Annotated in this window: 14 protein-coding genes; all 14 read left to right on the top strand. The window is 32.8% G+C overall.

Features of this window, described 5'->3' with window-relative positions; translation table 11 throughout:
- The first annotated feature begins 80 nt into the window (after positions 1-80).
- Positions 81-995, top strand: a complete 915-nt coding sequence (locus BW939_RS02425; RefSeq protein WP_076449440.1) for a glycosyltransferase family A protein — start codon at positions 81-83, stop codon at positions 993-995.
- A 248-nt stretch (positions 996-1,243) separates the two neighbouring features.
- Positions 1,244-1,759, top strand: a complete 516-nt coding sequence (locus BW939_RS02420) for a hypothetical protein (RefSeq protein ID WP_076449438.1) — start codon at positions 1,244-1,246, stop codon at positions 1,757-1,759.
- Between the two features lie 372 nt (positions 1,760-2,131).
- Entirely contained in the window at positions 2,132-2,965 is an 834-nt protein-coding gene (locus BW939_RS02410; RefSeq protein WP_076449434.1) for a glycosyltransferase family 2 protein, read from the top strand.
- A 13-nt stretch (positions 2,966-2,978) separates the two neighbouring features.
- Complete coding sequence (locus BW939_RS02405) at positions 2,979-3,845, top strand: glycosyltransferase family 2 protein (protein ID WP_076449432.1); 867 nt, start codon at positions 2,979-2,981, stop codon at positions 3,843-3,845.
- Entirely contained in the window at positions 3,842-4,756 is a 915-nt protein-coding gene (locus BW939_RS02400; protein WP_076449430.1) for a glycosyltransferase family 2 protein, read from the top strand. Before BW939_RS02405 ends, BW939_RS02400 begins: the two co-directional genes overlap by 4 nt.
- 17 nt (positions 4,757-4,773) lie before the next feature.
- Positions 4,774-5,568 carry a glycosyltransferase family 2 protein gene (locus tag BW939_RS02395; RefSeq protein ID WP_123891539.1) on the top strand — a complete coding sequence of 265 codons (795 nt, stop codon included), beginning with the start codon at positions 4,774-4,776 and terminating at the stop codon, positions 5,566-5,568.
- Between the two features lie 4 nt (positions 5,569-5,572).
- The gene (locus BW939_RS02390; RefSeq protein WP_076449425.1) at positions 5,573-6,439 is read left to right on the top strand and encodes a glycosyltransferase; all 867 of its coding nucleotides are present in this window, start codon (positions 5,573-5,575) and stop codon (positions 6,437-6,439) included.
- On the top strand, positions 6,436-7,119 hold the full coding sequence (locus BW939_RS02385; protein ID WP_076449423.1) for an NAD-dependent epimerase/dehydratase family protein: 684 nt from the start codon (positions 6,436-6,438) through the stop codon (positions 7,117-7,119). The genes BW939_RS02390 and BW939_RS02385 overlap by 4 nt, the downstream gene beginning before the upstream one ends.
- A gap of 3 nt (positions 7,120-7,122) precedes the next feature.
- The gene (locus BW939_RS02380) at positions 7,123-8,043 is read left to right on the top strand and encodes a glycosyltransferase family 2 protein (protein ID WP_076449421.1); all 921 of its coding nucleotides are present in this window, start codon (positions 7,123-7,125) and stop codon (positions 8,041-8,043) included.
- A gap of 207 nt (positions 8,044-8,250) precedes the next feature.
- Positions 8,251-9,159: a glycosyltransferase family 2 protein gene (locus BW939_RS02375; RefSeq protein WP_076449419.1), complete on the top strand. Its 909-nt coding sequence runs from the start codon at positions 8,251-8,253 to the stop codon at positions 9,157-9,159.
- Positions 9,149-9,853, top strand: coding sequence for a GNAT family N-acetyltransferase (locus tag BW939_RS02370; RefSeq protein ID WP_076449416.1), 705 nt, complete (start codon positions 9,149-9,151; stop codon positions 9,851-9,853). The genes BW939_RS02375 and BW939_RS02370 overlap by 11 nt, the downstream gene beginning before the upstream one ends.
- 1 nt (position 9,854) lies before the next feature.
- Complete coding sequence (locus BW939_RS02365) at positions 9,855-11,525, top strand: DUF6044 family protein (protein ID WP_076449414.1); 1,671 nt, start codon at positions 9,855-9,857, stop codon at positions 11,523-11,525.
- On the top strand, positions 11,522-13,018 hold the full coding sequence (locus BW939_RS02360) for a hypothetical protein (protein ID WP_076449411.1): 1,497 nt from the start codon (positions 11,522-11,524) through the stop codon (positions 13,016-13,018). The genes BW939_RS02365 and BW939_RS02360 overlap by 4 nt, the downstream gene beginning before the upstream one ends.
- On the top strand, positions 13,015-14,145 hold the full coding sequence (gene rffA, locus BW939_RS02355; RefSeq protein ID WP_076449409.1) for a dTDP-4-amino-4,6-dideoxygalactose transaminase: 1,131 nt from the start codon (positions 13,015-13,017) through the stop codon (positions 14,143-14,145). Before BW939_RS02360 ends, rffA begins: the two co-directional genes overlap by 4 nt.
- Position 14,146: the final 1 nt, after the last annotated feature.

The raw sequence follows: 14,146 nt of genomic DNA, 5'->3' as shown, positions 1-14,146 counted from the left end.
CCTTTCGAATAACAATATATTGCGAAAATGAATTCTTCAAAAATGCTGCTTACTAAATACAAAAATATAATACACTAAAGATGAGTAAACTCGCCATCATTATCCCGTATTACAAAAAAGATTTTTTCGAGAAGACCATTCGGTCTGTGGCAATGCAGACCAACAAAAATTTTGTGCTTTATATTGGTAACGATAAGAGTCCTGCAGATCCGCTTCCCACTATTAAAAAATATTTTTCAGACTCAGATTTTCAATATTTTAATTATCAAGATAATGTTGGTGGAAAAAATCTCGCTTTACAATGGGAAAGAATTTTGGAAAATGTAAAAGAAGACTGGTTTCAGATTTTAGGCGATGATGATGTGATCTCAGAAAACTTTGTTGAACAATGCTACCAGGCGATTGCCTACTGTGAAGAAAAAAACATTAAAGTCATTAAATTTATACATGATTGGATTGATGAAAACGACAATCTGATACAATCTCATAATTATAATGCCGAGAATATTTCCTCTGTTGATTTGATTCTCAATAAACATCAGGGTCTTGTATACAGTAGCCTTTCAGAAAACATTTTTAAAACCAAGCAATTTGAAAAATATAAATTTGAAAAAATTCCGTTAGCTTGGGGAAGTGATGATTTGGCACTACTTAGATTTTCAGACTATGGCACCATTCATTATAATAAAAATGCCAAAGTTTTAGTCAGAGTGTTTTCTGGTAGCATATCCGGATCCGAAAACATGAAGTCTGAAAAAGAACTGGCCTACAACAAATATCTTGAGAAATTAATTATCAATCATTCAAGTCATTTTCCGAAATCCTTTATCAATAGTATTATTGAGAAGTATCTGATGTTTTGCCATCTCAATAAACAATCAGCAAATTACGGTGTCGCTAAAACAGTATTGAAAAATCAGGGTTTTAGCAATTATCTTAAAACACTTCGGAAAATATACTATCTCAATCAATTGAGTACAGACAAAAGACTCTAGATTGTGGGTTCGCAAAATCTTTTCAAAAAAAAATTCGCTTGCGAAAAATGAAAAATAATCTGCATATTTTTTTCAATCTTTAAATCATAATTTAATTACGTAAAAAACGAATCAACATATACACTTTATGCATCCGTAAACACCAACAGCAGTGATACTTAACATAAAATAATACTACCTAAAACATGATGCAAATCATGTTTTTTTTATTAGCTTCGAGGTACAATTAACAACAAAAAAATTAGTGTATGGCACTCAACAATTTATTAAGCGTAACTTTTACACAAGCAGAGCTTACGCAAATCGACGATGCATTAACTGCAATTGAAAACGTTTTACAAGGCAAAACCATTCATCTTACTCCCGAGCAGAGACAAACCTATGGAAGAATTGCCGAGCAAAACAAACTCTTCGTAAACAAAGCCAAAGGCTATATGGAGCAGTACCCACAATACGTCCCCAACTTCATAGACAAAGCAGAGTTTGACAGAGATTACACCACGCGCGGACAGCTGGAAACCCGTTTCCAAAGATTATCTTCGGTAAACGAACAGCTTTCTGATACCAAAATATTGCTAGACCATGATAACTACCACAACTCAATTACCTTCTACCGAAACATCAAATATCTTTCGGGAGAAAATGTTCCCGGAACTACTTTTCTACATCAAGACATGCAGCAATTTTTTATTAATCCTACAACAGGAACTATTACAGAACCCACCAACAAGACAGATGAGAATAAAGATGAAAACCAAAATTAATCTGTTGTAAAACCAAAATTTATTTTCCTACTGCCTCAATACACTGAGGCAGTTTTTTTTGTTAAAAACATCATTTTACACTTACACAAGTCCCTTTACCCAGTTTACAACGGTACCCACCCCATTACTTAAGAGCCCACACCCCCTTGAAGAACTGCCTACCCCCCCTTCCGAAGGGGGGTATCCCTGGTTCAGAACTGCCCTCAACCCCTTATCCAATGGGGTGTTACCCCTTACGAACCCGCTGAAGGCAGTTCCGAACCATCTTACCTCAAACCAGAGCAACTTTTACAGCCTACACTATATTAAAACCTCGTAATAGTCTCTCATAATACCCCTATTTTTAATATATTTGCCTTTGAAAAACACGACATGTCCCAACCTCTTATCTCCATCATCGTTCCCTGCTACAATCAGGCACAGTATCTCGACGAATGTCTGCAGTCTGTACTAGATCAAACCTATGAAAACTGGGAATGCATTATTGTAGATGATGGCTCTTCAGACAACACACAGGCGTTAGTCCATAAATGGATAGCAGAAGATTTAAGATTCTCCTATTATAAAAAAGAAAACGGTGGTGTAGCAACTGCAAGAAACCTTGGTCTTAAAATATCTAAAGGAGATTGGATTCTCCCTTTGGATGGAGATGATAAAATTGAAAATACATATCTTCAGCTTGCTGCAGAAAAAATAGATGAAGGCTATGACCTCGTTTATTGTAGAGCAAAATATTTTGAAGCAGAAACTGAAGAATTTATTTTGCCTGATTATTCGTTTGAAAAACTTTTAAAATCTAACATCATTTTTTGTTCGGCAATTTTTAATAAAAAAAAACTGGGAGTGGTACGATACGATGAGGAGATGAAAGATGGTCTTGAAGATTGGGATTTTTGGATTTCTTATCTATCAAACGATAACATAAATGTAATTAAGCTAAATGAAATTCTCTTTCACTACAGAATAAAATCTTCATCAAGGAATTATATAATTAATAATGATGAAAAAAAGATGAATAAAACCAAAATGTACGTTTTGAATAAACATTATGCTGTATACTTTAAAACTTTCGGTGATCTTTTAGAATTACTTACAAAGCTATCTACTTTAAAAAAAGAAAATGCTCACTATAAAAGGATCGTTTCAAGCAAAAAATATATAATGATTAATAAGATCATGATGTTCCTAAACAAATTCAAACGCTAATAAAATTATTGCTATGAATTTTTCAGTTTCTATCTGCATCCCCACTTACAACGGAGCAAAATATTTACAGGAAACTTTAGAATCTGTAAAATCACAGACCTACAAAAATATTGAGGTCATTATATCTGATGACCAATCAACGGATGAAACTCTGAAAATTTGTGAAGCTTTTAAAGGCGACGTTGATTTTCCGGTATTTATATATTCGCACATCCCAAAGGGAATCGGTGCGAATTGGAATCACTCTATCGAAAAAGCAAACGGAGATTATATTAAAATTTTATTTCAGGATGATATATTAGACCCAGCCTGTATTGAGAAGATGATGATGTATCTTCAAAAAAATCAATTGGATATTGTTATCTCAAAACGAAAAATAATTGATGATGCCTCACAAATAATTTCTAACGGAGGTTGGTATGAAAAATATGGTGATCTTCAGAATCTCGCTAAAATAGAAATGAAAGATTTTTTTATTCTGAAAAAGAAGATGCTGAGACAATTAGATTACTCCATTTATTCCTCAGAAAACATCATCGGAGAACCATGCGTAAGTCTTTTCACGAAAAAGCTTTACTATAAAACAGGGGTATTCAATCCTAAACTGAAACAGATTTTAGATTATGAATATTGGCTTAGAGTTCTGAAAAATTATGACATTGGCATCATCTCTGAAAAACTGGTGAGCTTCAGATATCATGAAAATCAGACATCAACCTCTAATTATAATGATAATGTAAATGAAGCACCCCTCATCAGAGAACTCCTTTTTAAAAAGTTTCTCTTTTATATAGACCGGGAAAAAGCAAAATATTATATAAAACAAAAATATCCTCTTCTGAAAAAACTAATTGCCCTGAGATATAAAATTTTCCCATGAATAAACTCGCCATTGTCATCCCCTACTACAAAATAGATTTCTTTGAAGAAACACTGCAATCTGTTGCTGCACAAAGCAATAGAGATTTTGTGCTGTATATTGGCAATGATGCAAGCCCCGACAATCCGTTACCTCTTATTCAGAAATATCTTAATTCAGATGAATATCAATATTTTGAATACAAAGACAACCTGGGTGGTAAAAACCTGGCTTTGCAATGGGAAAGAATTCTTGAAAACGTAAAAGAGGAATGGTTTCAAATATTAGGTGATGATGATGTTATTTCTGAAAACTTCGTAGCAGAATTTTATAAGAATCTACCCAAAATACAATCTGAAAACATCTCTGCCATTAAGTTTTCGCACAATATTGTAGACGAAAACAAAACCATTTTACATACCATAACAACCGATGAAACTATAATTCCTGCACCAGAATTATTTAAAAGAAAATACAAAGGTTTAATGCCAAGCAGTTTGTCTGAAAACATATTTGCGCTTTCGGCTTATAAAAAACATCATTTTCTAAAAATCCCTTTTGCATGGGGAGCCGATGATTATGCTATTCTTACTTTTTCAGGATTAGACAGCGTCTTTTACCTATCAGATGCAAAAGTTACGGTAAGAATGTCAACATCAAGTATATCAGGTGATTTATCCCTGCAAAGTAAAAAAGATTTAGGTTACCATATCATGCGTGAAAATGTGCTGAATAAGCATTCACAATATTTTGACAAAAGCTTCGTGATCAGAATGCTGAATGACCACCTTAGATTCTGCGAGAAAAACATGCTAAAACCCCATCTCAGACTTTTTAGCATTCTTATGAAAAGAGGCTATCCGAAAAGATTTTTAGACATGACCAAAGCTGTTTGGTCAATCAACAAAAAAATAAAACATTCTAAAGGATGATTACAAAACGTAGACTCATGCTGCATTTAGATACGCTCTATCTCAAATTTCTGATGAAGTTTGATGGTACAGTACGTCACCAGATGCAGGATCACAAAAGTATTCCGGTTATCATCATCAATTTTAATCAGCTTTTTTACCTGAAACAACTTATTGATTTTCTGATTAAAAGAGAATTTAAAAATATCGTGATTATTGATAACGCATCTACCTATCAACCGCTGTTAGATTATTATACAGAAATACAAGACGTGGTAACCGTTGAAAAAATGAACACAAATTCTGGGCATGATGTATTTTTTAAAAACAAAGACCTCCAGCGGAAATACGGAAAAGGATTTTATTTTCTTACCGACTCAGATATTGTTCCCAATGATAATTTGCCGAAAGATTTCGAGACTATTATGCTCAATTATCTGTTTAAATATTATAAGAAAATTAATAAGATAGGATTTGCGATCGATACTCAGGATATTCCTGATTATTATCCGTTAAAAGAAAAAGTGCAGGCTTGGGAAAAACGTTTTTGGCAGGACGAACTTGAAAAAAACGTTTATTTCGCATTCATAGACACTACTTTCGCACTGTATAAACCCAAATATCCTAAAACCATTTTTAATTTATTTAAATTTATGACGGCAATCAGAATGGCGGGAAATTTCACATGTAAACATGGAGGCTGGTATCTCAATCCCAACGCGCTTACAGAAGAAAATCTTTTTTATATAAAAACGGCCAATCAATCTTCTTCATGGAAAATTGATGAAAAAGGCAACCACACATCTGACGAATATGATCACTTGCTAAAATAACAGTATGCTCTCAATCATTATCTCATCCTATCAACCTCACTATTACAATCAGTTGGTGAAAAATATCGCCGAGACTATTGGTGACGGCTTTTCTTATGAGATTATCCAGATATGGAATCCCAATCTCATGAGCATCACCAAAGCATATAACGACGGAGCAGAAAAAGCACAGTTTGATTACCTTTTGTTTTTGCACGAAGATGTGCTTTTTCATACCCAAAATTGGGGGAATGTTTTAGCACAACATCTTTCTGACGATAAAACAGGAATCATCGGTGTGGCAGGATCATCGTATGTACCTCACGCACCGAGCAGCTGGACCGTATCTGAAAAATATAATTTTATTCATCTTTTGCAGGGCAACAAAAACAATAATGAATATGTAAGTGAGTTTAAAACGCTACAAAAAAGAAATACTGTCTTTGCATTAGATGGAGTTTTTCTGGCCATTAAAAAAGAAAATTACACTCCATTTAAATTTAATCAAAATCTCACAGGTTTTCATGGCTATGATTTAGATTTCAGCTTGAGAGTCTCAGAGAAATTTCAAAATTTTGTTGTTGACGATATTCTTATTCAACACTTCTCAAAAGGAAATCAAGATCAAAATTGGCTGGATGCTACCATTAAAGTAAGAGAAAACCTGAAGATCAAATTTAATCAGACCATCGATTCTGAAACAGAAACCAGTGTGTTTGACGGCTTTTTATATCAATATTTCAAATTTCATCCGATTAATTTAGAGAATATTTTATTTTCACTTCAATTTTATCCTTTTAAACATCTTAAATTTGCGCAACACCTATTTTTGATGAAAAAATATTATCAATTGATAAGGTATTCAAAAGACATTAATAAAAAACACAAATGATCATAGGCAACGGACTTATCGCAAAATCCCTGCAGGAAATAGATTCTGAAAATGTATTGTTTTTTGCATCGGGCGTCTCCAATTCACTGGAGACAAGAGATTCTGAATTCGAGAGGGAATATTTTCTGTTAAAAGAAACTATTGAAAATAATCCCCGCAAAACATTTATCTATTTCTCCACCTGCAGTATTTACGATTCTTCTAAGAACAACAGTCACTATGTTCTCCACAAGCTTAAAATGGAACAGATCATCGCAGATTCCTGTGATCAATATTATATTTTAAGGGTTAGTAATGCCGTAGGAAAAGGGGGAAACCCTAATCTTTTGGTGAACTATCTTGTACGGGCTATAGAAAGTGATACAAAAATCACGGTTCATACCAAAGCCACCAGAAACCTCATTGATGTGAGTGATGTGAGTGCGATAACAAAAGATATTATAGAAAATTTCCGTCCCAATCAAATTATTAATCTGGCCTATCTTCAGAATTTCTCTATAATAGAGATAACAGAGACCATTTCTGACGTTTTACAGAATGAACCTATTTTGCATCTGCAGAATGAAGGCTCAGGATATGAAATAGAAGTTTCGAAGATTGAAAATTATTTTAAGAGAAACAACCTCAACGATAAAGAACAATACCTAAGAAACTTAATATCAAAATATTACCAAAAATAAAATATGCCGAAAACCACCGTCATCATCGTTACTTACAATGCCATGAAATGGGCAGAAAGATGTTTCAACAGCTTGAGAGGGTCTTCTGTTCCGCTAGATTGTATAGTAATTGACAATGGCTCTACAGACGGCACCCGAGATTTTATTAAAAACAAGTTTCCCGAAGTAGATTACATCCAGTCGACGAAAAACTTAGGTTTCGGGAAAGCCAACAATATCGGGATTGAAAAAGCATATAAAAACGGCGCCGATTTCTTTTATCTAATGAACCAGGATGCATGGTTGTATGAAGACAGTATTGAGAAACTTTTAGATGTATTTGAGAGCCATGCTAAAAAAGACGAGATGGGTATTCTAAGCCCAATGCACATTGATGGAAGCGAGAAACTGCTGGATATTTTCCTTGATAAATATATCGCCACCAATTTTGAAAAAACAAGATTGATTTCTGATTTGTATTTTCAAAATTTGAAACCCTATTACGAACTTAGCTTCATCAATGCAGCACACTGGCTTTTACCGAGAAATACCATAGAAACCATAGGTGGCTTTAACCCTTATTTTTTTCATTATGGAGAAGATGTAGAGTATGTAAATAGGGTACAATTTCATCAGAAAAAAGTAGTACTGGTTCCATCAAGTAAAGTAGTGCATGACGGCAAACAGATTTTGGGTAAAGTAGACTACACAAAATATGCAGATTTGGGTATTGAAACCAAAATAATGAATCCTAACCTTCCCAATGCCCTGCTTCTAGAGAAAAAATCGCTGAGACAAAGTATGGTAAAAAACATGTTCACCGGGAACCGCAGCCGCTACAAAACACTTCAAGAAAAGTACCGCAAAATTGTGAAAGAAGAAAAAACACTCACCGAATTGCGAAACCAAGTAAAAGAAGTTGGATTAACCTTTTTGAATGTGTAAATTTGGATCTGTAAAAAGTCCCTAAAAAAAATAAAACTCAATATGTCAATAATGAAAAATCGAAATAGCACAATGCGACAATCTCAGGCTGGAACTCAGCATCCTTATACTTCTGGAAGATGATATTCAGAAAGTCCAAAAAAAGACAATTTCTTTTGTAAAAAGTCATCTCTTTACTATTTTTCAATTATTAAAAATTAAACTCCAATGATTAGTATTGTAAGTCCTATATACAGAGCTGAAAAAATTCTGCCAAAATTAGTGGAAGAAATAAGCACTGTGATGCGAAAGCTAAACACAGATTATGAAATTATTCTTGTTGATGACAGAAGCCCGGATAATTCGTGGCAGGTAATGAAGAACTTAGCTGAAGATAATTCCAATTTAAAAATATACCGTCTGAGCAGAAATTTCGGACAGCATCCTACCATAATGGCAGGGCTTTCAAAATCAATTGGTGAATGGGTCGTTGTGATGGATTGCGATCTTCAGGATCAACCCAAAGAAATAGAAAAGTTATACAAAAAAGCTCTTGAAGGATACGAAGTCGTTCAGGCAAGCAGAGTACAAAGAAAGGATGGTAGGTTAAAAAAACTGAGTTCGAGAATGTTTTATAAAATCTTTAATTATCTTGCAGGTATTAAGATTAATAATGAAGTGGCTAATTTCGGGATTTATCACAAAAAGGTTATCAATCAGGTTTTGAACGTGAATGATTACATAAAATTTTTCCCGCTTTTTATCAATTGGGTAGGTTACAGAGCCACAACTGTTGCTGTGGAGCATCAGGAAAGAAGTGAAGGCGAATCTTCCTATAGTTTAGGAAAACTTATATCACTTGCTTTTAATGTGATTGTATCCTTTTCAGATAAACCTTTGAAGTTGTTTGTAAGTTTAGGCGCCATAATATCTGCAACGTCATTTTTAGGAGGAGCCTGGGTATTTATAAAAACTTTAATGGGTAGAATAAGTGAACCAGGATACAGCTCACTCATTTTATCGATATGGTTCCTATTTGGAGTTACTTTTATGTGCCTTGGCGTATTAGGAATATATCTCGGAAAAACTTTTAACCAGACGAAAAACAGACCTGTTTACATTATCGATGAAGAATAATTTAACTAAACTTGAATGGGACAGCAATTTTTTCTCTAAAAATATTGCAGAATTACACATCATGAATGATGATGATTTGAAAAATCCGGAACTTAATAACAATCAATATGATTTGATTGTTTCTAAACAGAATCAAGATTCACACGTCGAAATAGAAGGCCTTGAAGAAACATTCAGAGAGACAAAAGTGGTTTTTTCGAAACATTTAAGTGAAAACATTTGTGAAAATGCTCAGGAAATTTTTGACACTGATTATCTTCCCAAAGAAGATGAATATTTTTTTCAGCTTGCCTATGAAAGTGGAAAACACAGCAGATTTTTGCTTGATCCACGTTTTGGAGAAAAGAAATTCAAAGAACTGTATAAACTTTGGGTAATTAACAGCCTCAACAAAACTTTTGCTGTCAAAATTTTTTATACAAAAGACGAGAATTTGGGAGCAACTGGTTTTGTAACAGTACAGCAAAGCGGAAATACGGCAAAAATAGGGCTTATTGCAACCCACCCTTTATTGCAAGGCAAAGGCATCGGCAGATGTTTGCTACAGAAAGCTGAAAATTACTGTCTGGAAAATGAAATAATCACAATGGATATTCCAACACAGGAACAAAATGTAGGTGCTTGTAATTTTTATCAAAAAATGGGTTATGCTGTGAAGGAGCGTGTCATTTTAAAACATTTCTGGAAAAAATAACATGAGAAACAAGCTGATTTTCGGAGGTGGAATGGTACTCATTCTTATTCTGTATATTCCTTTTTTTATTTTCGGTGAAAACTCCTATTTAGGTTCTCCGGCAGACTATCTGGATTCTAATACGGTTTGGCTAAAAATTCTTTCAGAAAGCGGAATGTCATTTTCATCCAACGGAACACCCCTGCCCAATATAGAAAATCAATACAGAGTCAGCTACGGAAATGAGCTTGATTTTATTTATCTACTGTTTAAAATTCTCACTCCTTTTTATGCTCTGGTTATTAACAGTTTGATAATCTGTATCACTGGATATTTTTCTCTTTTTACATTAGGGAAATATATTGCTCCAAAAATCGACACCTTATTTTTGGTATTAATATCTATTACCTTTTCGGTTCTTAATTTCTGGCAATTTGGAGGTATCAGTACAGCAGGAGCACCTTTAATTGTACTAATATTTTTAAAACTATTATGCAGACAGCGGGTTCATTTTTTATATTATGCATTCGCTACATTTTATATTTTGTACTCCAGTTTTATAGTTTACGGGATGTTTCTCATTTTCCTTTTAGTAATCTGCGCTTTATACAGCAGCATTATTAAAAAGAAGATAGAAGTTTCCGCTTTTGTTTTTGTTTTTCTTTTGGGAGCAGGTTACCTGATGACAAACTACCGGTTTATCCTTGAAACCCTGCATCCAAGTTTCGTGTCCAACAGAAATATTGGCATTGCAGGAGAAATGATTTGGGATACCGGGGTGAAAACAGTTTTTGAAAGATTCTGGACAGAGAATGGATCTCATGCTCCGTCGAGACATCAGTTTATGATTATTTCATTTTTCATTTATTGTCTAGTCTCATTTTTTTTACCTTTAAAAAATATTCGAAAAGTTATTCTTCTTTTTTGTTTGATATTGTTCACATGCATTTTTTCGTATTTTAATATCAATATGATTCCGGAAATCATAAAGGCTCTGAAACTTGATTTTTTATACGGTCTAACGCTTTACAGATTTTACTTTTTCAACGGTTTGCTTTGGTATATCATCATGATTTTTATTCTGGAAGATTTTAGCAAAATGGATAAAAAACCGATTACTATTGTAGCGGCACTTATTATTTTTGCCAATCTTTATACTGTGTTAAGAATCAACATACCTTATCAGAATATAAGACATTCTTTTAGAGAACATTATTTTTCATTTAAGGACTATTACATGAATGAAGAATTTGAGAAAATTTCTAAATTGTTGCCAAAGGACAAGTCTAAATACAGAATAATCAGCTACGGTTTCGATCCTGCTGCTGCCCAATACCATGGGTTTTATACGGCTGATGGTTACTTTCCGTACTATGAAAAATCCTACAAGAAAAAATTCAGAAGTTTAATCTCACCTATCCTATCAAAAAACCCTGATTTAATGGGTAAATACGATGGTTATATGAGCCAAAACTTTGTTTTTGTCGACAATTTTGTTATTGGTCAACAGATTCTTCAAAAATATTCAAAGCAACCAAAGGAATTAATGATTGATAAAAATGCTGCAGAAGAACTCAGTGTAGATTATATTATTTCAAGCATACCTTTAACTAATGATTATTTAGTTCTGGAAAATAGCATAAGCTCAAAGTATTGGGTAAATATTTATGTCTACAAAATAAATACCAAATGAAAAAAAATATAATAATTTTCCTGTTATTGCTACTGTTTTATTTTTTAGCATTACAATATTTTAATGTTATATTTCTTGCTGGTGATGATGGATATATGATGAGAATTGCAAACGGAAGTTTTTTTGGTGTAAATGATTATCATCTTGTATTTATCAATTCTATTTTAGGTAAGTTTTTTGTTTTTCTTTATTCTCACCTACCTTACTACGAGTGGTATTTTGTAATATTCATCTTTCTTCAATTTATTAGCAGTTTTATTATAATTTGTGAGCTTTCAAAAAGAATGGAGTTTTTTAAATTATTCATTTTTTTATTGCCCTTATTTTACTACTTGTGTTTTCTGAATTTTACAACTTTAACTTTTTTATTAACATTTTCAGGTTTCTTACTATTAGATTCTTACATAAACAATAAAAAAAATATATTTCTTATTGGGTCAGCTCTCTCTTTATTTATTGGTTTACTCTATCGTTTAGAAATGGTTCTCCTTTGCGCTGCTCTATTTTTTATTTATCTTTTATTAAAAGAACATCGCAAAAGCTATAAAATTCTGCTGGTCTATTTTTTATTTTTTTGTGCTACTACAATAAGTTTAAATACTTATAATAAAAAGACTTACGCTGAAAGTAAAGATTGGCAATTTTATTTTGATTATAATAAAGAAAGAGGTTCTATTAATGACAATTTTGGTGTTGGTTATTTATTAGGTGAGCTGAAAGAGGAAAATGATCCTCTAGAAAATGACTTAAAACTAGCCGCTAGAAATTTCATTTTTACAGACCAAATGTCTTTAGAAAAATTAAAGGAGATTAATCACAACCTGACGTCAGACAAATCAATTTCATACTATAATATTTTAAAAAACATTAGATTTACTTCATTTTTCTTATTAATATTAATTTGTTTTTTTTCAGTCATCTTATTCATTATCTACAAAAAACAAAAAACAATAGCCGTTGTAGTCGTTTTAATGCTGATGATGTTCTATCTTACATTACATCATACTTTGAAAGATCGAATTATCTTCCCGATGATTTTTTTGACGATTTATTTTATTCTTGATACTGTAAAATTTAAAATTTCTAAAAAGAATAAAATACAATCATCCATTATCTTTGTGCTTTTAGCAATAATGGTGGAAGCTTATTGGTTTTATCCGGAAAAGAAGAAACAATTTGAGAAACTGGATTTGAGTTCTAAAACCATCATGTTAGATGGCAGCAATTATTTTGCGCAAACATCATTCATTAAAATGAATGAAACTACAAATATAATTCCTGGAGGATGGTTTACCAATTTTCCTTTAGTAAAAGAAAAAACAAAAAATAATTATCTCGGATCACATTTGTCATTAATAGATGATAAATATTTGAATGAGAATTTTATGTATTTCATATTTGACAAAAATACTCACAAACTTATTGATACACATCTCAAAAAGAGCAACAGAAAACTAATAACAGTAAAAAATAATTTATACAAAATACAATGATACCTTTTAATAAACCTCACCTTACCGGAAAAGAAACCCAATATATTGAAGAAGCCGTAAAATCCGGAAAGATTTCAGGCAATGGAATTTTTACGCAGAAATGCCAGTCTTTCTTTGAAGAAAAATATAAATTCAAAAAAGCACTTTTGACAACCTCTTGTACTGATGCACTTGAGATGGCGGCTATGCTTGCCAATATTGGGACTGCCGATGAGGTGATTATTCCAAGTTACACTTTCGTATCTACTGCTTTGGCATTTGTAAGGCAGGGAGCTAAAATAATATTTGCCGATTCTTACAAAGATAATCCCAATATTGACGCTGCTAAAATTGAAGGTTTAATTACACCGAAAACAAAAGCCATTGTAGTTGTTCATTATGCAGGAATAGCCTGTGATATGGAAAAAATAATGGACATTGCAGAGCGTCACCAGCTTATTGTAATTGAAGATGCTGCACAGGCAATTGACAGCTTTTACACATTTTCAGATGGTAGAAAAAAAGCATTGGGAAGCATCGGGCATTTTGGAGCATTTTCCTTTCACGAAACCAAAAACATTATTTCAGGTGAAGGTGGTATGTTGACCATCAATGATGAACAGTATATTGACCGCGCAGAAGTAATTTGGGAAAAAGGAACCAATAGAAGTCAGTTCTTCAGAGGAGAAATCAACAAGTACGGATGGGTAGATACCGGATCGTCATTTTTACCAAGCGAAATAATTTCTGCATTTCTTTGGGCGCAGCTGGAAAATTTAGAGAAAATTCAAAAAAGAAGACTGCAAATCTGGAATCAGTATTCTGAGAATCTGAAAAATATTCCATCTGTTAAAACACCTCAAATTTCAGACTACGCAACCAATAATGCGCACATGTTCTATCTGATTTTTGAAAACATTGATGATAGATCCAACATGATAAAATATTTAAAAGATAACGGTGTGTTGTCTGTATTTCATTATCTTTCTCTCCACAAAAGCGATTACTATAGTGACAAACATGACGGAAGAAATTTACAAAATTCAGACAATTTTGAAAATACTTTGTTAAGACTTCCTATGTATTATGATCTGTCAGAATCAGAAATCGACAGGATTGTAAGTTTGATTAAGAATTATTTTAACTAAA

This window comes from Chryseobacterium piscicola (genome assembly GCF_900156685.1).
GTDB lineage: Bacteria > Bacteroidota > Bacteroidia > Flavobacteriales > Weeksellaceae > Chryseobacterium > Chryseobacterium piscicola.
This window is presented reverse-complemented; position numbering and strand designations above follow the sequence as displayed.